The organism is Vibrio sp. 2092 (genome assembly GCF_033339635.1).
Classification (GTDB): Bacteria; Pseudomonadota; Gammaproteobacteria; order Enterobacterales; family Vibrionaceae; genus Vibrio; species Vibrio alginolyticus.
In genome coordinates, this window is sequence record NZ_JAWOUY010000026.1 from 37,594 (window position 1) to 59,037 (window position 21,444).

The following is a 21,444-nucleotide window of genomic DNA, read 5'->3' on the forward strand; positions in this document are numbered from 1 at the left end:
AACAAAGTTTCATAGAGAAACTGTAATACTCTTACATAAGTAGAAAAGTTACATAAAAAAGTGCGTTTTCATTGGTAATCCTGTAGAGGAAATGTAACATAACGCACAGTTCTGGATTATGCAGGTTGCTTGGTAACAAGGGGCCTAAAAGAAAATTAAATAATTGATTGCCAAAGATCGAGGGTGAGCATGATTAAGAAGATCGGTGTTTTAACAAGTGGCGGTGACGCACCTGGTATGAACGCTGCGATACGCGGCGTAGTACGTACAGCACTATCCGAAGGATTGGAAGTATTCGGTGTGTACGACGGCTACCTAGGCCTATACGAAGGCCGCATCGAGAAGCTAGATCGTTCTAGCGTTTCAGATGTGATCAACAAAGGTGGTACGTTCCTAGGTTCTGCACGTTTCCCTGAATTTAAACAAGTGGAAGTTCGTGAAAAAGCGATTGAGAACCTGAAAAAACATGGTATCGATGCACTAGTGGTAATCGGTGGTGATGGTTCGTACATGGGTGCGAAGAAACTGACTGAAATGGGTTACCCATGTATCGGTCTTCCGGGCACAATCGACAACGATATCGCAGGTACGGATTACACTGTGGGCTACCTAAGTGCACTAAACACCGTTATCGATGCAATCGACCGTCTACGTGATACTTCTTCATCTCACCAACGCATTTCAATTGTAGAAATCATGGGCCGTCACTGTGGTGATTTGACTCTGATGTCTGCAATTGCGGGCGGTTGTGAATACATCATCACTCCGGAAACTGGTCTAGACAAAGACAAGCTGATCAGCAACATCCAAGATGGTATCGCTAAAGGTAAGAAACACGCGATCATCGCGCTTACTGAGCTAATGATGGATGCTAATGAACTAGCACGTGACATCGAAGCCGCGACAGGTCGTGAAACTCGTGCAACAGTACTTGGTCACATCCAACGTGGTGGTCGTCCAACTGCATTTGACCGCGTACTAGCATCTCGTATGGGTAACTACGCTGTTCACCTATTGATCGAAGGTCATGGTGGTCGTTGTGTAGGTATCGTGAAAGAGCAACTTGTTCACCACGATATCATCGACGCAATCGAAAACATGAAGCGTCCAATACGCAACGATCTATACAAAGTTGCTGAAGAGTTGTTCTAAGCAAGCTTGAAATAGATAAACAAAACCGCGGCTTTCCGCGGTTTTTTTGTATTTGAGAATCAACAAAAAAGAAACTAGCGATAGACGAGTGCTAAGACACGCTGCTCTGCTCTATGAGCGTTAACTTGCGCTCGCGCAGCGCAAACAAGTAGCCCAGTAGCCCACCCAACGTATTTCCAACCGCGATACCGATAAACAAGCCTTCAATGCTGTAGATTTGGCTCCCGATCCACGCCGATGGCAAGGTAAAAATGAACAGCCGCATAAAGCTCCACTGGAATGCACGCAATGGCTTGTGCATCGCATTCAAACCACTGACTAACATCATCACGATGCCTTGGAAGCCATAACTAAATGGCACCACCAGTAAATAATGCCAAAGCAGGTTTTTCACCGCATCTTCCTGAGAAAATAGCGCAGCCAGAGGAATGCTCAGTGGCACCATCATCAAGAAGATAAACCCTTGGAATACCACTGCAAAACGCATGCTAATAAATAAACCGGAAAAGGCTCGTTGCGGTTGTTTGGCTCCTAAATTTTGTGCCATAAACGGTGTGAGGGCAGAGGTCAGCGACATCAATACTAGAATCAATATGGACTCAATACGCTGCGCTGCGCCGTAAGCAGCAACCGCCGCTGTACCGTGGTTGGATAACAGCATCATCAGAATGGCACCGGACAACGGATTCATCGCGTTTGATAGCGCAGCAGGGGTACCAATTTTTAGTGTCTGTTGCCAGTCTTGTTTCAGCAAAGCCCATTGGGGTTGAGCAAGCAATTTTTCCCGTTTAATTAGCACATAGAATGAGCCACACAAAGCACCTAACCAGCTAAAGGCACTTGCTATGGCTGCGCCTTGAATGCCAAGTTCCGGAAAAGGGCCATAACCGAAAATCAACAATGGATCGAGCATGCCATTAATCAAACCAGCCAACATCATGACTTTTGCTGGTGTTTTTGTGTCGCCAGTAGCTCGGATAGCACTGTTGCCCGCCATTGGGATCACTAGCAGAGGAATGGTGAGATACCAGACCTGCATATATTGCTCAATAAGAGGGATGAGATCATCAGACGCACCAAGAAAACGAAACAATGGCGCAATGGTGGTAAAGCCAATAGAAGACGCGATAGCCACAAGTAACACGGCTAACAACAAACCATGGGTGGTGAACCGAGCAGCTTGTGGTGCATGACCTTGCCCAAGCAAGCGACCAATATTGGTCGATAGTCCCATCCCAATCCCCATCGTAATGCAATTAACCGCAAAGGTGACAGGAAAGGTATAGCTGATAGCCGCTAGCGCTTGAGTGCCAAGCAACGAGATAAAAAACGTGTCCACCAAGTTAAACATCAAAATTGCGATCATGCCCATGGTCATGGGTACGGTCATTTTCCGCAGCGTTTCAGGAATGGGTGCGGTCAACAAACCATGCTTATCGGTCGCTTGGGGTTCCAGCTTGTTATTTTCCTGCATGTGTGACAACTATCTGGTGAGCAAACTGCAAGGATACAAGAAAGCGAGATGCCGAGCGAGTGAGCATTTCTAACGCAAACCGTTGCCTAGTTGTTCGTTATTTTAACTAAGTCACAAAAATTTTGTGCCACCCCCTTGGGATCGCTGCTTCGACCCCTTATATAGGGATCACGTGTCTGGGGCTACAGTCCCTAAGGACAATTATCAAATAAACATGGAAATTTTCAGGAGAGACGACCGATGAACATTCGTCCATTACATGACCGAGTTATCGTTGAACGTAAAGAAGTTGAATCTAAGTCTGCTGGTGGCATCGTTCTGACTGGTTCTGCTGCAGAAAAATCGACTCGCGGTGTTGTTCTAGCTGTGGGTAAAGGCCGCATCCTAGAAAACGGCACCGTACTGCCACTAGACGTTAAAGTCGGTGATACCGTTATCTTTGCTGAAGGTTACGGTACAAAAACTGAAAAAATCGACGGTAAAGAAGTGCTTGTCATGTCTGAAAACGACATCATGGCGATCGTTGAATAATAGCAATCATTGAGTAATTTTTTGCTCAGATTCAATTACGAAATTACACACAAAGAATTTTAGAAAGGAAATCAAAGATGGCTGCTAAAGACGTTAAATTTGGTAATGACGCACGAGTTAAAATGCTGGAAGGTGTAAACGTTCTGGCTGACGCAGTAAAAGTAACACTGGGTCCTAAAGGACGTAATGTCGTTCTAGACAAATCTTTTGGTGCACCGACTATCACTAAAGATGGTGTATCAGTAGCGCGTGAAATCGAGCTGGAAGATAAATTCCAGAACATGGGCGCACAAATGGTTAAAGAAGTTGCGTCTAAAGCAAACGACGCAGCGGGTGACGGTACAACAACAGCAACGGTACTAGCACAATCTATCGTTAACGAAGGTCTAAAAGCAGTCGCAGCGGGCATGAACCCAATGGATCTTAAGCGTGGTATCGACAAAGCTGTTGCTGCGGCAGTTGAGCAACTAAAAGAGCTTTCTGTTGAATGTAACGACACAAAAGCGATCGCGCAGGTTGGTACTATCTCTGCAAACTCAGACGCAAGCGTAGGTAATATCATTGCAGAAGCAATGGAGCGTGTGGGTCGTGATGGCGTTATCACGGTTGAAGAAGGTCAGGCGCTACAAGACGAGTTAGACGTAGTAGAAGGTATGCAGTTCGACCGCGGTTACCTGTCTCCTTACTTCATCAACAACCAAGAATCAGGCAGTGTTGATCTAGAAAACCCATTCATTCTTCTAGTAGACAAGAAGATCTCAAACATTCGTGAGCTTCTTCCAACGCTAGAAGCTGTCGCGAAAGCATCTCGTCCACTGCTTATCATTGCAGAAGATGTAGAAGGCGAAGCGCTAGCAACATTGGTTGTGAACAACATGCGTGGCATCGTAAAAGTTGCAGCTGTGAAAGCACCTGGCTTCGGTGACCGCCGTAAAGCAATGCTACAAGACATCGCTATCCTAACTGGCGGTACTGTGATTTCTGAAGAGATCGGTCTAGAGCTAGAAAAAGTTGCACTAGAAGATCTAGGTCAAGCGAAGCGTGTTTCTATCACGAAGGAAAACACGACTATCATCGATGGTATCGGTGAAGAAGAGATGATCTCAGGCCGTGTTGCTCAGATTCGTCAACAAATCGAAGACGCAACTTCAGACTACGACAAAGAGAAACTACAAGAGCGCGTAGCTAAACTGGCTGGCGGTGTTGCAGTAATCAAAGTCGGTGCAGCGACTGAAGTTGAAATGAAAGAGAAGAAAGACCGTGTAGAAGATGCGCTAGCAGCAACTCGCGCAGCGGTTGAAGAAGGTGTTGTTGCTGGTGGTGGTGTTGCACTTATCCGCGCGGCATCTAAGATTGCTCACCTAACGGGTGACAACGAAGAACAAAACGTTGGTATCCGCGTTGCACTACGTGCAATGGAAGCGCCAATCCGTCAAATCACGAAGAACGCAGGTGAGGAAGACTCAGTTGTTGCGAACAACGTGAAAGCGGGTGAAGGTAGCTACGGCTACAACGCGGCAACAGGCGAATACGGCGACATGCTAGAAATGGGTATCCTAGATCCAACTAAAGTTACTCGTTCTGCACTACAATTCGCAGCATCGGTTGCAGGTCTGATGATCACAACTGAAGCGATGGTTACTGACCTACCGCAAAAAGACGCGCCAGCGATGCCTGACATGGGCGGCATGGGTGGCATGGGCGGTATGGGCGGCATGATGTAAGCCAGCTTATCTCATCGCTCTAGGGAAACCTTATAGCGGAAAGATAACCGACCAAACCCTTAAAAGTCGAGGCAGATGCCTCGACTTTTTTATGCGTGTCACCTGAGAAACATGACGTTCTGGTGTGGCTTATCATGAAATTTTTGAGCGTAAAAAGCGCCATTTCAGAAGCAAAAAATCGAAGAGAAATATTTTTTCTTTTGAGTCAGATGGTTAAATCTGACCTATTGCTAACACTTTTTGAACGGGGACAGAGCAAAATCTGAACATTACACTATGTTGTAAATTGTTGCTTCCCATCATGGAGATGAAAATGAAAAAGCTTATGACGTCATTGGCGGTTGCAGCCGCTATCGCATCACCTGTTGCTTTTGCCGACAGTACACCTGTGATGTTCTCTACTATCGATAACACAAACGCACCCTCTAATTCTTCAGTAGGTGGCGTTCGTTTAGCTGTGTTGCATGGGCAGGTAAATGAGGTTAAAGGTGTCGACTTTTCACTGCTTGGTATGTCAGAAACGGATCGTACGACAGGTGTGAACTTCGGTCTGTTTTTTGGCGCAGCAAAAGTAAATCAAGAAATGAAAGGCGCGTCTTTAGGCTTAGTTAACTGGAACCAAGGTCAGACGACGGGTGTTAACTTGGGTGCTGTTAACATTACGAACAACGTAAAAGGCTTGAACTGGAGCGCGGTGAACTATTCTGAAGGCTACACCATGGCGGATGTGGGCTTAGCGAGTATCTCTAAGAAGTCTAATTTCCAGTTTGGTTTCTTCAACATGACCGATCAAATCGATGGTGTGCAAATTGGTCTTTTGAACTGTGCGGATAACGGTTTCTTCAAGTGTTTCCCACTCATCAACTTTGCTAAGTAATCCCTGAGAAAGTCAGAATCTTTATACACAGAAAGCCCTCGATGTTCGTCGAGGGCTCTTTAATTGCTGATGAGATGAAGCGAGTTTCTCGGAGCGTTAACTATTTAATTAATCGTGATGAAGTTTTGCGTTGTTGAATTCTTTGATGAACACCGCGGCGTAATGCTTTGATGTGGTTTTCTGCTTTATCCACACCTAACAACACGGTTAATGTCAGGAGAGTAATAACCACCGACTGCGTTAAATAACCCAAACCTATCATCAAACCTAAACCTGCTAGCACCCATATTACAGCCGCGGATGTTACGCCATGGATTTTTCCATCAAGTGTCATCATAACGCCAGCGCCTAAGAAGCCGACGCCAGTAATGATCTGACCAAGCACTCGTGCTTGATCAAGTGTATTTGGCGATAACGACACTGCCATCGACATAAACAGGTAGGTGCCTGAAATAATTAATATTGCTGTGCGAATGCCAACCGGTTTACCACGAGTTTGGCGCTCTATACCGATCATGAGCCCATTAATGGCGCAGCATAGTAGGGCAGGCCAACTGAATGGGCCAAGATCGAAAATTTGTTCGAATGCTGTATGCATCTTGACCTCCAAAAGTGCGGAGTATGCATAGACTTACCGTGCAAAGCGAACAAAAATAATCAATCTAGACGACAAATTTAATTGAGCGTCAGAGCTTATTCTAAATGCAAATCCAACGGCGTTTTACTTGGCCTGCCACCAATTTCTCGTGTGAGTTTTGGTACCAGATAACCCGATACACGCGTGATGAGTCCGCGCATAATAGCTTTCGCTTCTTCGTCCGAAATAAAGTAGTGCGCTGCGCCTTGCACCTTATCAAGAACGTGGAGGTAATAAGGCAAGATGCCCGCGTCAAATAAGGCCTCACTTAACGCCACTTGAGCTTCTACCGAATCATTCACGCCTTTCAGCAGAACGCCTTGGTTTAGAAGCGTAACGCCCGCTCTTTTGAGCTTGAACATCTGTTCAGCAAATTCGTCATTGATTTCGTTGGCATGGTTGATGTGAGTGACGAGGATGATTTGTAACCTTGATGCTTGCAGCAGTTGGCATAGTTCATCAGTGACTCGAGCAGGAATCACCACAGGTAAACGGCTATGAATACGCAGACGTTTGATGTGAGGAATATGAGCAATGTGCTCTAAAAGCCAATGAATCTCATCGTCTTTTGCCATTAATGGATCACCACCTGAGAAGATGACTTCGTTCAACTCTGGTTGTTGTGCCATGTACTCTAAGCACTTGGTCCAGGCTTGTTTCCCGCTTTTGTTCTCTTGATAAGGGAAGTGACGACGAAAACAGTAACGGCAATTTACCGCGCAGCCACCTTTGACAATCATCAGGGCGCGGTTGCGATACTTGTGTAGCAGGCCAGGGACTTCATTGTCCTGCTCTTCCAATGGATCATTGGAGTAACCCGGATGCACCTCAAATTCGTCGCTCAGTGGTAAAACCTGACGTAAAAGAGGGTCTTTAGGGTTGCCTTTCTCCATCCTATCGACAAAACTTTGCGGTACACGCTGTGCAAATAGCTTGCGCGCGGCAAACCCGTCTTGCCACGGTGAAGGATCAATTTCCAGTATTTCGAGCAATTTTGCAGGATCAGAGATCCCATTCGCCAACTGTTTGAGCCAGTTTTGCTCAACAGATTCGACTTTTCGGGTTATTATGTGCGGCATTGAATTTAGCTCTAAGAATGTAAGAGGAAAAAATGGCTACAGTTAGCACCAATGAATTTAAAGGCGGTCTTAAGTTAATGCTTGATAATGAGCCTTGTGTAATTCTGGAAAACGAATACGTTAAACCAGGTAAAGGCCAAGCGTTCAACCGTGTTAAAATTCGTAAACTTCTTTCTGGTAAAGTGCTAGAGAAAACATTCAAGTCTGGTGACACTTGTGAAGTGGCAGACGTAATGGATATCGACCTAGATTATCTATATTCAGACGGCGAATTCTACCACTTTATGAACAGTGAAACGTTTGAACAGATCGCAGCGGATGCAAAAGCGGTAGGTGAAAACGCTAAGTGGTTGGTAGAAAACAACACTTGTATGATCACTCTTTGGAACGGTAACCCAATTACTGTTACTCCACCAAACTTCGTTGAGCTAGAAGTTGTAGACACAGATCCAGGCCTGAAAGGTGATACTCAAGGTACTGGCGGTAAACCAGCGACGCTATCAACTGGCGCTGTTGTTCGTGTTCCTCTGTTCATCTCAATTGGTGAAGTGATTCGTGTAGATACTCGTACTGCTGAATACGTAGGTCGTGTGAAGTAAGCACTTTATATGATTGTTAGAAAGGTCGCTTCGGCGGCCTTTTTTATTGCCTGTGATTCTTCTCTTTTAATCCCTCTGCGTAAAACATCGATATCCTCCGCAAATTTTTGATGATTTTGTATTATTCGTAAAAATCTTATTTATTCCATGAATCTGTCGATTATTCCTTAATGTAACATTTTGATACATTAGTACTTGTCGCTGAGTTGCATAGCAATCTGATTTTTATCGATTTAACTCAGTAACAATCCAAAAAGGAGAACAAAATGGAAAGCAGAGGTTTAGGAAGGGGTTTAAAGGTGGAAGAAAGACGTCAGTTACTACATAAAGGATTAAAAGCAGCCGTATTTGGCGTACCGCTGTTGGCAATAGGCTTAACGATTAATAGCTCGGTGCTGATGACCGATGCGGGTTACAGCTACGTGCATCAGAATAATATTACTGGTGAGTTGGATGTGTTTACTGAACCTGGCATTCATTTTCGCATGCCATTTCTGTCCAAAATCACCAAGTATGACCAAGTGATCACCGTGTCATTCGGTAACAGCAAGGGCGAAGATTTTTATCAACGCCTTGATGCGATTCAGGTTCGATTTGCCGACACCTATATTGGTCAGATCCCCGTAACATTCCGCTTTAAGCTCAGTAATGACCCTGAAGCGGTGAAGAAGATGCATAAAGAGTTCCGCAACAACAGTAACTTGATCGATGCGCTGCTTGTAAAGAACGCACGTAACGTAACGGTGATTACCGCAACCCAATACACGGGTGAAGAGTTTTTCCAAGGTGGTTTGAACCAGTTCAAATCGAAACTTGGCGATCAGTTACGAGAGGGGATTTATCTAACAGAGCGACGTCAGGTTGAAGTGGAAGAGTTGGATCTTGCGCCTGTTGGGGCGAATCAAGCTAATCCGAACCAATTACAGCGCACCAATCAACTGGTTTGGAAAACCGTACCTGTCGTAGACAAAACCGGGCAACCGATTCGTCAAGACAATCCGTTACAACAATACGGTATTCAAGTGACGCAGGTGACCATTGGTGACCCACAGCCCGAAAAGCAATTAGATCAGCTATTGGCAGATAAAAAGCGTTTAGTGGCGGATCGTATTCGCGCGATTCAGGAACAAGAAACGTCGAAAGCACAGGCAGAGACCGAGCAGTTACGCAAAGAGATTCAACGAACACGTGAGGTGCAAGACGCTCAGCGTGGTAAAGAACTCGCAATTATTGCTCAGCAAAAAGAAGTGGAAGTTGCACGTCAGATTGCAGAGCGTGAAATCGTTGAAGTGGAAAAAACCAAACGACTTGCTGAAGTTGAGAAGGAGAAAGAGCTAGCTATCGCAGAGGCTAACTTAGCGATTCAAAAAGCGAACGCACTTTCTGCTGAGTTTGAAGCGAAAGCGATATTAGCGAAAGGTCGCGCAGAATCTGAAGTCCTAAAAGGTAAGTATGCGGCGTTAGGAGCAAACCGTGAAGTTTACTTGGCAGAATTGAATCGAGACGTAGCGAACTCGCTGTACAACAATTTGCAAAACTTCCAAGTTCAGATGCCACAAAATTACATTGGTGGAAGTGACGAAACGGGCTTGAAAACAAACCTAGATGTGATTACTGGCTTTGGTGCTCTGGGTCTTATGGACCAGACAAAGAAGGTCGCACAGCAATAAGATTATGGGTGGTCAAGAGCTTAAAAAGCAAAAAGATCATAGGTAACCCAAAGCAATAAAAAGCTGGCATTTAGCCAGCTTTTTCTTTTTTGGTCAGTCGCTTAAATCATGAAGATAAAGATAACTGCTAGTGCAGTGATGAGGCCTGCAAATGCATAGCATGCAATTTTACCAATCACACCAGTGTGGAATTTAAGGTCGTGCATGCCGTGATGTACACGGTGCATTGCATGCCACATTGGCAATGCTAGCGTGCCAATGATGAATAGCGCACCGATGATGCTGGTTGCGAATGCAGAGACACGCTCGTAGCTCATCGCTTCTGCGTCAATCACGCCTAGTGGTACCAAGATGCCCAGCACCAATACCGTGATTGGCGTGATCATCGCGAACCAAGTACCACCTGCGCCAAACAGACCCCACCAGATTGGCTCATCAGAACGTTTTGGTGATGTGTTTACACTATAATTCGGTTTCATTGCTCAGCTCCTTACACCACGATGAGAACGATCAGTGAGATGAACGCAACCGCGGCCCACTGAGTCAATACGATGATCTTCTTGTCTACGGGTTTGCCTTTCAAACGAATTGGCATTACTTGTGGCATCATGCTGAAGAAAGTTTGAGCGTGAAATAAGCTACCGAGTAGTGCAACGATGTTGATTGCGACTACGATTGGGTTCGCCATGAACGCTAACCAACCTTGCCATGCTTCAGGACCTTTCACCAAGCAACCTAAACCGAAAGTTAGGAACAGAGTGAATAGGATTAACGGAAGCACCGTAGCTTCACGTAGCATGTAGAAGCGGTAGAAAGGATGGTTCTTCCACCAAGTGCGTTTTACTTCACGAACGTAAGGTTTACGATTGCTCATCCTTATGCCTCCACTTTCTTTGGTGAACCATCAGGTTTCAACATAGCAATCACGAAGTCCATAGAAGACTCCACTTTGCCTTGGTTTACTGCCGCTGCTGGGTCAACGTTCTTCGGACAAACTTCAGAACAGTAACCAACAAACGTACAACCCCAAGCACCGTTTTCACCGTTGATAAGCTTCATGCGCTCATCTTTACCGTTGTCACGGCTGTCTAGGTTGTAGCGGTGGGCTAGCGTTAGTGCAGCAGGACCGATGAACTCTGGGTTAAGACCAAACTGAGGACATGCGGCATAGCACAGACCACAGTTGATACAGCCAGCGAACTGCTTGTATTTCGCCATCTGTTCTGGCGTTTGCAAGTTCGTACCGTCTTCTGGTTTACGGTCGTTACCAATGATGTATGGTTTGATTGCTTCAAGACGTTCGATAAACGGTGTCATATCAACAATCAAGTCTTTCTCGATTGGGAAGTTTGCTAGAGGCTCGATAGTCACGCCGTCAGGGTAGTCACGTAGGAAGCTCTTACAAGCAAGTTTCGGTACGTTGTTCACCATGATGCCGCAAGAACCACAGATCGCCATACGGCAAGACCAACGGTAAGACAGATCTTTGTCTAGGTGATCTTTGATGTAGCCAAGTGCGTCAAGCACAGACATGGTTTCATCGAATGGTACTTCGAATGTTTGCTTGTATGGTTCTGCATCTTTTTCTGGGTCGTAACGCAGGATGTCTACTTTTTGAATGCGATTTGCTGACATTATGCTTGCTCCTCTGCGTTCTTCTCTTCAGCCGCTGCTTTTTCTGCTGCTTCACCGTATAGACGAGCTTTTGGTTGTGACTTAGTGATGGTCACATTGCTGTAATCGATACTTGGTGCTGACTCTGGCTTGTAGAAAGCAAGTGAGTGTTTTAGGAAGTTCACGTCATCACGCTCTGTACAACCATCGTCTAGACGTTGGTGCGCGCCGCGCGACTCTTTACGTAGAATCGCAGAGTGAACCATCGCTTCTGCGACTTCTAGGCCGTAACCCACTTCGATTGCGTATAGAAGGTCTGTGTTGAACACTTTACCTTTGTCTTTGATGCTGATGCGTTTGTAGCGTTCTTTCAACTCAGTGATTTTGTCGATAGTCGCTTGCATCAAATCTTCTTGGCGGTATATACCACAGCCCGCTTCCATGGTGTGGCCCATTTCTGTGCGTATTTCTGCCCAGTTTTCGTCGCCTTCTTGGTTCATCAGTTTCGCGATGCGCTCTTCAACGGCTTTGACTTGCGCGTCAATTGCCGCGTCGTTCCAGCCTTTGAATTCTGCTGCGCGTTTCACTGCATTTTCACCCGCTACGCGGCCAAATACCACGAACTCAGCCAGTGAGTTAGAACCTAGACGGTTTGCACCGTGAAGACCAACAGACGCACATTCACCCACCGCGAATAGGCCTTTAATGCGAGTTTCACAACCGCCGTCCGTTTCAATACCACCCATGGTGTAGTGAACGGTTGGACGAATTGGAATTGGCTCTTTTGCAGGGTCCACGTTTACGTAAGCTTTTGCTAGCTCACAGATGAACGGTAGACGCTCTTGTAGGTACTCTTCACCAAGATGGCGAAGGTCTAGGTGCACCACGTCACCCAGTGGGTGTTTGATGGTGTTGCCTTTCTGTTGTTCGTGCCAGAAAGCTTGAGAAACTTTGTCACGAGGACCCAGTTCCATGTATTTGTTCTTCGGTTGGCCAACTGGAGTTTCAGGACCCATGCCGTAATCTTGTAGGTAACGGTAGCCATTCTTGTTAACGATGATACCGCCTTCACCACGACAACCTTCCGTCATCAGGATACCTGTACCAGGAAGACCGGTTGGGTGGTATTGAACGAATTCCATATCACGTAGAGGAACGCCGTGACGGTAAGCCATTGCCATACCATCGCCCGTTACGATACCGCCGTTGGTGTTACAGTGGTAAACACGGCCCGCGCCACCTGTTGCTAGAACAACCGATTTTGCTTTGATAGTAACAAGCTCGCCTTCAGACATGTGAATAGCAATCAGACCTTGAACTTCGCCTTCATCAACAAGCAGATCCACCACAAAGTACTCATCAAAACGTTTGATGTTGCTGTACTTCATTGATGTCTGGAATAGCGTATGAAGCATGTGGAAGCCAGTTTTGTCTGCAGCGAACCAAGTACGTTCAACCTTCATACCACCAAAGCGGCGTACGTTGACTTCACCGTTCTCTTTACGACTCCATGGGCAACCCCATTGCTCCATTTGGATCATTTCGCGAGTCGCGTTCTCTACAAAGTATTCAACAACATCCTGTTCACATAGCCAGTCACCACCGCCAACAGTGTCGTTGAAGTGGTTGTCTAAGCTATCTTCATCCTTGATAACTGCTGCTGAGCCACCCTCTGCAGCGACCGTGTGGGAGCGCATTGGATAAACTTTAGAAATCAGAGCGACTTCTAAGTCTGGGTTTGCTTCAGCCGCTGCAATAGCAGTACGAAGACCAGCGCCGCCTGCGCCGATGACTGCGATATCTGTGGTGATAATTTGCACAGTTATCCTCCAGTGTGTGATTGCGGAAATCCGCTTGTTATTGTCATTACGAGGCGCTCTTTAAAAAGAACTCCCCAAAAGTAGTAGGGTTAGTGTAGATGAGCCACATGGCAGAAAAATTGATGTAATTGGGTTTTTGCTTCGGTAATGCACTTAAGGGCATAGAATTTATAGGTTATGTGACTGCTATCACGGCATCGAGGTTTTGGCCCTCAAGCATTAACATTAGGGATGTTAAGCCTGTGTTGCGTGACATTAACCGCATGGATAATAGGATTTTAACTGAGTGTTTTTTGTTCTGCGGCACGAGTAATGCTTGCCTCAGATTGGCGAGCTCATTAGTAAAAAGAAGAAGGGATATTCCTCTCTTCTTGAAGAGTAAAAAGCATGTAGAATGAGACTTTCCTCGCTGAATTAAAGTTTGAGAGATTTGTTATGCAAACCAACTGGCAACCTACTGCTTCCATTGACCAACTTCGTCAACGTGCGACGTTAATCGCGTCGATTCGACAATTCTTCGCTGACCGACAGGTGATGGAAGTCGATACGCCAGCCATGAGTCACGCAACCGTGACTGACATCCATTTGCATACTTTCCAAACCGAGTTTGTTGGCCCAGGCTATGCCGATGGCAGTAAGCTGTTTTTTATGACCAGCCCAGAATTCCATATGAAGCGCCTTTTGGCTGCGGGCAGCGGTTGTATTTATCAAATCAACAAAGCATTTCGTAATGAAGAGAATGGTCGCTACCACAACCCTGAATTCACGATGTTGGAGTGGTATCGCGTTGGCTTTGACCATCATAAATTGATGGATGAAATGGATGACCTGTTGCAGCTGGTATTGAAGTGTGGTGCAGCGCAGCGCATGACGTATCAGCAAGCCGTCATTGATGTGTTGGGTGTGTGTCCACTGGAAGGCTCGATGACTGAGCTGAAAGCGGCGGCAAGCAAGCTGGGTTTGAGTGACATTGCTGAGCCAGAAGAAGATCGCGATACGCTGCTGCAACTACTATTTAGCGTGGGAGTAGAAAACAAAATTGGTCAGGACGTGCCGGCTTTTGTGTACGACTTCCCTGCATCACAGGCGGCGCTTGCGAAAATCAATCCTCAAGATCATCGCGTCGCGGATCGTTTTGAAGTGTACTTTAAGGGGATAGAGCTGGCGAACGGATTTCATGAACTGGATAACCCGAAAGAGCAATTAGCGCGCTTTGAACAAGATAACGCAAAGCGTATCGAAATGGGTTTAAAACCACAGCCGATCGATTATCATCTGATCTCTGCACTGGAAGCAGGGTTGCCAGATTGTGCAGGGGTCGCGTTGGGTATCGATCGTTTGATCATGCTGGCGCTAGGCTGTGACCACATTGATCAAGTGACGGCCTTTCCATTTCCAATTGCATAAGGACGTCCAATGAACCTGACGGCTGCACGTTTTGTCATCTTTAGCTACGCCATATTGATCGCTTTTTTATCTCTGAGTTCAGGTGAACTGCAAGACTGGGGCAATATCGCGTATCTCGACAAAATGCAGCACGCTATGGCGTATAGCGGCTTTGCGTTTTTAGGTTGCTTTTGCGTGTGGCGTTGGCGTCAACGTTGGGCGGTGGCGATTGGTATTTTGCTATTCAGCGCCGTTATTGAGTGGTTGCAAGGGTATGTAGGGCGACAAACTTCTTGGTTAGACCTTGTCGCCAACTCAACTGGCATCTTAACTGGTCTGTTATGTTACCGTATTTGGAGCCTCTATCGACCTAGGTTGGTGAAGTCGCTATACTCGATTCGTTAATGAAGAGGGAACACGATAACAATGAAAACGCGCGACAAAATCGTCTACGCGGCACTGGAGTTGTTCAACCAACATGGTGAGCGAAACATCACCACCAATCACATTGCCGATCACATCGAAATTAGCCCTGGTAATCTGTATTACCACTTCCGCAATAAGCAAGAAATCGTTCGTGAGATCTTTGCGCTTTATTCAGCAGAACTTTTAGAAAGATTTACCCCTATTCAAGGTTCGCAAGAGAGCCTGACTATGCTGAAGAGCTACCTAGACTCTATTTTTACCTTGATGTGGAAATACCGCTTTTTCTACGCAAACTTACCAGAAATCTTGTCACGAGATGAACAGCTACACGAACAGTACATCGATGTGCAAGAGAAGCTGCAAGCGAACCTCATTGCTATTATGCAAGAGTTCGTAACGATGAAGCTGTTGAATGTCGATCAACAACAGTTGAAGTCATTGGTATGTACATTGCACTTGATTGCGTGTAGTTGGTTGGCGTATCAATCCGCGATGGCTTCAAAAACCAACATTACCGAGCAAATGGTGAAGCAAGGGATGTTGCAGATGCTTAATGTCGTTAAGCCATTAGCAACTGAGCAGGGCTTAGAGCAGCTACTGTTATTAGAAGATGCGGTTAGCAATCTACACAGTTAAACGTCAAACTGCTTAATATTTCGAGAGTCACTCTCATTTTCGAGTCGTGGCTCGAGTTGACTTGTCAAATATGCCACGCACAATAGTCCCATACGCTAAAAACCCTTGCTGGGATAAGATTCTCGATAAAGGAACTATCGCCCCATGAATTACGACATTTTTAATGGTGATGCCGATGGCATCATTGCTCTTCTACAATTGCGTTTGGCTGATCCTGTCGATGCCCAGTTAATAACCGGTGTAAAGCGCGACATCAAGCTGGTGGAAAAAGTAGACGTGCAAGCGGGTGATGAGCTGACTGTGTTAGACATTTCGATGGAAAAGAACATGGCAGGTCTAGAGCAAGCTTTGGCTCAAGGCGCGCACGTCTTTTACGCCGATCATCACAAAGCGGGCGACATTCCTCAGCATGGTAATTTGGATGCGCACATCGATCTCGATGCCAACATGTGCACGGCGTTGATTGTCGATAAGTTGCTTGATGGGCGTTTTCATGACTGGGCGATTACGGCGGCTTATGGCGATAACATGATTGCTAAAGCCGATGAGTTAGCGAATAACGCGGGCTTGTTGCAGCAACAGAAAGAGCAGCTAAAAGAGCTGGGTACTTTAATTAACTACAACGGCTACGGATCGAAGGTCGAAGATTTACACTTTCACCCTGCGGAGCTGTACCGAGCTTTGCTGAAGTACCCGTCACCATTTGAAGCTATTGAAGATACGGCCTCGCCATACTACCAATTGCAATCGGCTTACCAACAAGACATGGAGGCGGCTCTCGCAGTGCCTGCCATGCATGAGAGCGGTAAGCTGAAGTTGTTTGAGTTACCAAACACGGCGGCATCACGCCGAATCAGTGGTGTTTATGGCAACTGGCTAGCAAACCAAACCCCTGACTCTGCGCATGCGGTACTTACTGAAAATTCAGATGGGACTTATACGGTTTCACTCCGTGCCCCATTAAACAATAAACAAGGTGCCGTTGCCGTGTGTGGTCAGTTCCCGACAGGTGGGGGGCGAGAGGCGGCGGCAGGAATCAACGCGTTAAGCAAAGATGATGTGAATGCTTTTATTGATGCGGTAGAAACCTACTACGCATAGCGTTTTCCAAAACATGAATACAACAAAGGAGCCGAGTGGCTCCTTTTTTATGACAAGTCAATAAGTCAGATAATCAGCGCTTTAACCAAGATTTCGGATTCTGCGCTTCACTATTACGACGAATTTCGAAGTACAGCGATGGCCTGTCTTGACCGCCCGTATCACCCGCGAGAGCAATCACTTCGCCTGCGGTGACTCGGTCGCCTTCTTTTTTAGTTAAGGCTTGGTTGTAACCATAGAGGGTCATGTCACCTTTGCCGTGGTCGAGCAGTACCACTAAACCGTATCCGCGCAGATACTCCGCAAATACGACAGTTCCGGGATAAACGGCTTTCACTTGTTGACCATAGTTGGCAGACAGCACCATGCCCTTCCAGTTTACCTGCCCGGTTTGTCGCGTACCAAAGTTGTGTAACACACTGCCTTTGAGTGGCCAAGGCAACTTACCGCGCTGTTTGCCGAGTCCGTCCATTGGCACCGCATTACGCTTCGCTGCTTTGGCGATCTCTGCTTTTAAACGGGTTTCGTTGCGTTGCAGCTCGGCTAAGTAGCGTTTGTCATTCTTGATACTGCTCTGAATTTTATTCAGGGTTTGCTTACGCTTGGATTGTGTACTCGCTAGCGCTGTACGTTTTTCGGATTGCTGCTTGAGCAGAGTCTCGATTTGCTCTTTTTCTAGCTCGAGTTGGTTTTTGTTGTGCGCTAATTCTTGGGTTATTTTGGTGATCGCATCAATCACTTCAGCACGTGCTTTAGCTAAATGCTGGAAGTATTGGCTCATGCGGTCTTCTTCCACACCTTGATTTAACAAGTGACCATTGGCTTTCGCTCGCTCGGTTACGTAATACGTTTGCAGTAGCTGTTTGAGTTCTTCTTCTTGCTCTTGACGCTGTGCTTCTTGCAAGGCAATTTTCTCTTCCAGGTTTTCTATGTTTTTGTCTGCTTGCGCGAGATTAGACTTGGTTTGTCGTATTTCACGCTCAAGCTTAGAAATTCCAAGCTCTTGATCTTTTAGTGACTTCTGTAACTCATTGAGCTGCTTTTCTTGGGAAGAGAGCGATTTGCGCTGGCGGCTTATCTCACTGGATACGCCTTTGAGCTCTTGCTGACTCACAGCAGAGGAGGTAATGGGATAAGTGGCAGATAAAGCACAAGTTAATAAAATAGCCGAGCGTAGAACAGGGTGATTTTGTTTTCGCACTTGAGAGTTACCTACCACGTTGTTGTCAAAAAGGTTTGTTGACGATTAAATACCATCTCCATGGATAAAGCTTTGCGACTTGCCGTTAAAGCCTTGATCCATATCGAGAGAGGGTTTGTCCGTTTTTGGACGTCCGACGATTTTTGCAGGCACGCCAGCCACCGTTGTGTGAGGAGGCACGGCTTGCAATACCACAGAGCAAGATCCGATTTTCGCGCCTTCACCGACTTCGATATTGCCAAGAATCTTTGCACCAGCTCCGATCATCACACCCTCGCGAATTTTCGGGTGACGATCACCGCATTCTTTACCAGTACCACCAAGGGTGACATCTTGCAGTATAGACACGTCGTTTTCGACCACGGCAGTTTCACCAATCACGATGCCTGTTGCATGGTCGAGCATGATACCACTACCAATGCGCGCTGCAGGGTGAATATCGACCTGACATGCTACCGAAATCTGATTTTGTAGGTAAGTCGCAAGAGCGTGACGACCTTGCTTCCACAGCCAGTTTGCTACTCGGTAGCCTTGCAGTGCGTGATAGCCTTTTAGGTACAGCAATGGCATTGAGTACATTGAAACAGCAGGGTCGCGATTGACCGTGGCACAAATATCACAAGCCGCGCCGTCAGTGATGGTTGGATCAGCTGCAAAGGCTTCTTCAACCACTTCACGCACAGCCATCGCTGGCATGGAAGCGGTGTTCAATTTGTTAGCCAGAATATAACTCAGAGCGGCACACAAACTTTCATGCTTGATAATGGTGGCATGATAGAAGCTCGCCAGCATAGGCTCTTGTTCTGACATTTCACGGGCTTCTGAGACAATTTTGTTCCAGACTTTTTGTTTTTCGCAGTGTTTCATTCTCAATATCCAGAGTGGTTCTTCCGTGACCCGACAACTTCAATTTTTCTCAGATGAGCTGCAAAGGGCGGTAGATTGCTACTTTCCTTCGGCTTTTTTGTCACGAGCAAGTAAATCTTGCGCTGCTAAGCGCGCATCTTTTCCTTGATACAATACTTGATAAATTTGATCAACTATCGGCATCTCAACACCCATACGTTGAGAGAGTAGCCATACTTCTTTTGTATTGCGGTAACCCTCAACCACTTGGCCAATTTCTTCTTGAGCCGTATCAACGTCTTTACCTTGGCCTAATGCCAAGCCAAAGCGTCGGTTACGTGATTGGTTATCGGTACATGTCAGGACAAGATCGCCTAAACCCGCCATGCCCATAAAGGTTTCTGGCTGTGCACCCAGCGCAGCACCAAGGCGACTCATTTCAGCCAAGCCACGAGTAATTAATGCAGTACGGGCATTGGCGCCAAAACCGATACCATCAGACATACCCGCACCAATCGCAATAACGTTTTTCACAGCGCCACCCAATTGCATACCAATAAAGTCACTATTGGCATATACGCGGAAGGTTTTGCTACAGTGGATTTTTTCTTGTAGATCCGCAACAAATTCAGAATCTGGAGACGCAACAGAGATTGCAGTCGGCATACCCATTGCGAGCTCTTTCGCAAACGTTGGGCCAGACAATACTGCTAGTGAGTAGTTTTCACCGATAATGTCATAAGCGACGTCTTTCAGTAGGCGCCCCGTTTCAGGTTCAAGCCCTTTGGTTGCCCAACAGATGCGAGAGTCTTCGCGCAAGAATGGTTTACAGCTGTTTAGCACGATGCCAAAGACATGGCTTGGAACCACAACCAACAAATCTCGGCTTGCTTGAACGGCTTTTTCTAAATCCGATTCAATGATCAAGCTTTCAGGGAAATCAACACCTGGTAAGAAGGCATGGTTAGCTCGGTCTGCTTCTAGGCGAGCCATGTGCTCTGGCTCGTGTCCCCAAAGGACAACGTTCGCGCCGTTACGAGCGAGTGAGATTGCCAAAGAGGTGCCGTATGAGCCTGCGCCAATCACAGTCATTGCGATGTCTTTACCGTAAGCATTGTTTGTATTTGCTTGTGTCATGCTACCGCCTAATTGTCTTGCTACTAGTAGAATCTAGTTCCTAATCGTCAAATTTTACGCCTTCTGGCGATTAGGAACTAGGAACTTTTGTCAGAAATAAAAAATGCACATTGCATCGGATGGTAGACGCTCTGTGCATTTTATTTGAGTCGGTGACGTCAGCACGGTGGCTATTCGTCACTTATAAAACGTGAATTACGCTTCAGCTTCGCCTTGTTGAGCTTGCTGTTGTAGGTAGTTCATGAATAGCGCGTCAAAGTTTACTGGCGCTAGGTTCAGTTGAGGGAACGTACCTTTAACGACTAGGCTTGAGATAGTTTCACGAGCGTATGGGAATAGGATGTTCGGGCAGAATGCGCCTAGGCAATGTGCAAGTTGACCAGCTTCCATTTGTTCAGCAGTGAAGATACCACCTTGTTGAACTTCACATAGGAACGCAGTCTCTTCTTCGTTCTTCACAGTAACGGTTAGACGTAGAACAACTTCGTAAACGCCTTCACCAAGCTCACGGCTTTGAGTGTCTAGGTCTAGTTTAACGTCTGGGTTCCACTCTTTCTGGAAAATTACTGGAGAGTTCGGCGCTTCAAAAGAAACGTCTTTTAGGAAGATGCGTTGAATTGCGAAGTTTTGTTGTGCGTCTTGAGGTGCTGCTTCAGCCATTTTTTAATCCTTAAATCAATATTTGTTGAGCCTAGAAACGTCTAAGCTCAGAAAACTGGTATGTCCTGAGACTAACTGAGCCAATCTACCTTGACTAGATGAAGCGTGTATTACGTGCAAAGCGTCACAACTTAGTGCTCCAACTGCTTTCAATTTGCTCAGTTTTTTGTCCGCGAGGCTTGGTAAAAGCGCGTTTAAACGCGAACTTTCGTTCTTGCCACGTTCCTACTTCTTACCGCGAACTAACGGCAGGTTCGCTTCGTTCCACGCAATCAAACCATTTTTTAGTAGGCTCACGTTTTCGAAGCCAGCTTTTACTAGTAGGTTTGCGCTTTCTTGAGCGGTCTGTCCTGTCTTACATACAACAATGATTGGGTCTGATTTGTGGTTTTCAAGGCTACCCAAGTTACCCGCTTTGATGTCTGACGGTAAAATGTGAAGTGAGTCGGTGATATGACCTTTTTTGAACTCGTCCTTGGTACGGATATCCACTACAACGCCGTTTTCACGGTTCATAAGATGAGTCAGTTGGTTTACGTTGATTTCTTTGTATGCGGCTGTCGCTGATTTCACGATGTTCATGATAAAGGCGACAAGAAGACCTACCCAAACCAAAGATAGAATCATGTTCTGTTGGAAAAATTCAATGTACTCTTGCATGTCTTGAGCTCTTACGCTGTTGGCGGAAAAATAAAGCAGGAGTATAGCGAGGTTACGGCTCTTAGGCGAGAGGGTTAAAATTTTCTAACGAATAATTGAGATCTCTATAAACCCTTTATGCCCTTACTATCCGTACATTTCGCTCCGGTAGCTTGATTGCTTTTGCCTATTGGACTTATCGGTTTAAGTGACTTCTGTTTTACTGAGAAAAGAG

General features: G+C 46.2%; 22 protein-coding genes. 10 read left to right on the forward strand and 12 right to left on the reverse strand.

The genetic code is table 11. The annotated features are described in order from the left end of the window. Nucleotides 1–189 precede the first annotated feature (189 nt). On the forward strand, nt 190–1,152 hold the full coding sequence (gene pfkA, locus R7P80_RS27115; RefSeq protein WP_182016935.1) for a 6-phosphofructokinase: 963 nt from the start codon (nt 190–192) through the stop codon (nt 1,150–1,152). A gap of 91 nt (nt 1,153–1,243) precedes the next feature. Here pfkA and R7P80_RS27120 read toward each other — a convergent pair whose 3' ends face one another. After that, on the reverse strand, nt 1,244–2,626 hold the full coding sequence (locus R7P80_RS27120) for an MATE family efflux transporter (RefSeq protein WP_017821828.1): 1,383 nt from the start codon (nt 2,624–2,626) through the stop codon (nt 1,244–1,246). Nucleotides 2,627–2,866: 240 nt separating this feature from the next. On the opposite strand from R7P80_RS27120, the gene R7P80_RS27125 reads away from it, so the two are divergent. The 3 genes from R7P80_RS27125 (at nt 2,867) to R7P80_RS27135 (ending at nt 5,758) form a co-directional block, all read left to right on the forward strand. Then, on the forward strand, nt 2,867–3,157 hold the full coding sequence (locus tag R7P80_RS27125; RefSeq protein WP_005381516.1) for a co-chaperone GroES: 291 nt from the start codon (nt 2,867–2,869) through the stop codon (nt 3,155–3,157). Between the two features lie 77 nt (nt 3,158–3,234). Further along, entirely contained in the window at nt 3,235–4,881 is a 1,647-nt protein-coding gene (groL, locus tag R7P80_RS27130; RefSeq protein ID WP_005381509.1) for a chaperonin GroEL, read from the forward strand. A gap of 313 nt (nt 4,882–5,194) precedes the next feature. After that, a complete protein-coding gene (locus R7P80_RS27135) occupies nt 5,195–5,758 on the forward strand; it encodes a VC2662 family protein (RefSeq protein ID WP_005381507.1) in 564 nt (187 codons plus the stop codon). 100 nt (nt 5,759–5,858) lie between these two features. On the opposite strand, the gene R7P80_RS27140 is transcribed toward R7P80_RS27135, so the two are convergent. Together R7P80_RS27140 and epmB are read right to left on the reverse strand one after the other, a co-directional pair. Beyond that, nucleotides 5,859–6,356 (reverse strand): MgtC/SapB family protein, encoded by a 498-nt coding sequence (locus R7P80_RS27140; protein WP_005381504.1) that lies wholly within the window; start codon nt 6,354–6,356, stop codon nt 5,859–5,861. Nucleotides 6,357–6,451: 95 nt separating this feature from the next. Continuing rightward, complete coding sequence (epmB, locus tag R7P80_RS27145) at nt 6,452–7,474, reverse strand: EF-P beta-lysylation protein EpmB (protein ID WP_005381502.1); 1,023 nt, start codon at nt 7,472–7,474, stop codon at nt 6,452–6,454. Between the two features lie 32 nt (nt 7,475–7,506). Between epmB and efp the strand changes: the two genes are divergently transcribed. Further along, on the forward strand, nt 7,507–8,073 hold the full coding sequence (efp, locus tag R7P80_RS27150) for an elongation factor P (protein ID WP_005381500.1): 567 nt from the start codon (nt 7,507–7,509) through the stop codon (nt 8,071–8,073). Nucleotides 8,074–8,339: 266 nt separating this feature from the next. Beyond that, nucleotides 8,340–9,743, forward strand: coding sequence for an SPFH domain-containing protein (locus R7P80_RS27155; protein WP_005386397.1), 1,404 nt, complete (start codon nt 8,340–8,342; stop codon nt 9,741–9,743). A 101-nt stretch (nt 9,744–9,844) separates the two neighbouring features. Here R7P80_RS27155 and frdD read toward each other — a convergent pair whose 3' ends face one another. Genes frdD through frdA form a run of 4 tightly spaced genes read right to left on the reverse strand, consistent with a single transcriptional unit; the run spans nt 9,845 to nt 13,177 of the window. Next, on the reverse strand, nt 9,845–10,222 hold the full coding sequence (gene frdD / locus R7P80_RS27160) for a fumarate reductase subunit FrdD (protein WP_005381493.1): 378 nt from the start codon (nt 10,220–10,222) through the stop codon (nt 9,845–9,847). Between the two features lie 11 nt (nt 10,223–10,233). After that, the gene (frdC, locus tag R7P80_RS27165) at nt 10,234–10,617 is read right to left on the reverse strand and encodes a fumarate reductase subunit FrdC (protein ID WP_005381491.1); all 384 of its coding nucleotides are present in this window, start codon (nt 10,615–10,617) and stop codon (nt 10,234–10,236) included. Nucleotides 10,618–10,619: 2 nt separating this feature from the next. Then, a complete protein-coding gene (locus R7P80_RS27170) occupies nt 10,620–11,378 on the reverse strand; it encodes a succinate dehydrogenase/fumarate reductase iron-sulfur subunit (protein ID WP_005381489.1) in 759 nt (252 codons plus the stop codon). Further along, nucleotides 11,378–13,177, reverse strand: coding sequence for a fumarate reductase (quinol) flavoprotein subunit (frdA, locus tag R7P80_RS27175; RefSeq protein WP_005381487.1), 1,800 nt, complete (start codon nt 13,175–13,177; stop codon nt 11,378–11,380). The genes R7P80_RS27170 and frdA overlap by 1 nt, the downstream gene beginning before the upstream one ends. 435 nt (nt 13,178–13,612) lie before the next feature. Here frdA and epmA point away from each other — a divergent pair, with 435 nt between their 5' ends. The 4 genes from epmA to R7P80_RS27195 all read left to right on the forward strand — a co-directional run bounded on the left by epmA (nt 13,613) and on the right by R7P80_RS27195 (nt 16,726). Beyond that, complete coding sequence (gene epmA, locus R7P80_RS27180) at nt 13,613–14,584, forward strand: elongation factor P--(R)-beta-lysine ligase (protein WP_130545479.1); 972 nt, start codon at nt 13,613–13,615, stop codon at nt 14,582–14,584. Between the two features lie 9 nt (nt 14,585–14,593). After that, nucleotides 14,594–14,968 carry a VanZ family protein gene (locus tag R7P80_RS27185; RefSeq protein ID WP_005381482.1) on the forward strand — a complete coding sequence of 125 codons (375 nt, stop codon included), beginning with the start codon at nt 14,594–14,596 and terminating at the stop codon, nt 14,966–14,968. A gap of 21 nt (nt 14,969–14,989) precedes the next feature. Further along, the gene (locus tag R7P80_RS27190) at nt 14,990–15,625 is read left to right on the forward strand and encodes a TetR/AcrR family transcriptional regulator (RefSeq protein ID WP_005381480.1); all 636 of its coding nucleotides are present in this window, start codon (nt 14,990–14,992) and stop codon (nt 15,623–15,625) included. A gap of 144 nt (nt 15,626–15,769) precedes the next feature. Then, nucleotides 15,770–16,726, forward strand: coding sequence for a DHH family phosphoesterase (locus R7P80_RS27195; protein ID WP_225492144.1), 957 nt, complete (start codon nt 15,770–15,772; stop codon nt 16,724–16,726). 73 nt (nt 16,727–16,799) lie between these two features. Here R7P80_RS27195 and R7P80_RS27200 read toward each other — a convergent pair whose 3' ends face one another. The 5 genes from R7P80_RS27200 to R7P80_RS27220 form a co-directional block, all read right to left on the reverse strand. Then, a complete protein-coding gene (locus R7P80_RS27200; protein WP_005381476.1) occupies nt 16,800–17,945 on the reverse strand; it encodes a murein hydrolase activator EnvC family protein in 1,146 nt (381 codons plus the stop codon). A 27-nt stretch (nt 17,946–17,972) separates the two neighbouring features. Continuing rightward, the gene (gene cysE / locus R7P80_RS27205; RefSeq protein WP_005381475.1) at nt 17,973–18,794 is read right to left on the reverse strand and encodes a serine O-acetyltransferase; all 822 of its coding nucleotides are present in this window, start codon (nt 18,792–18,794) and stop codon (nt 17,973–17,975) included. A 78-nt stretch (nt 18,795–18,872) separates the two neighbouring features. Beyond that, on the reverse strand, nt 18,873–19,910 hold the full coding sequence (gene gpsA / locus R7P80_RS27210; protein ID WP_005381474.1) for an NAD(P)H-dependent glycerol-3-phosphate dehydrogenase: 1,038 nt from the start codon (nt 19,908–19,910) through the stop codon (nt 18,873–18,875). A gap of 195 nt (nt 19,911–20,105) precedes the next feature. After that, nucleotides 20,106–20,570: a protein-export chaperone SecB gene (gene secB, locus R7P80_RS27215; RefSeq protein ID WP_005386410.1), complete on the reverse strand. Its 465-nt coding sequence runs from the start codon at nt 20,568–20,570 to the stop codon at nt 20,106–20,108. Nucleotides 20,571–20,795: 225 nt separating this feature from the next. After that, a complete protein-coding gene (locus R7P80_RS27220; protein WP_005386415.1) occupies nt 20,796–21,230 on the reverse strand; it encodes a rhodanese-like domain-containing protein in 435 nt (144 codons plus the stop codon). Between the last annotated feature and the right edge of the window lie 214 nt (nt 21,231–21,444).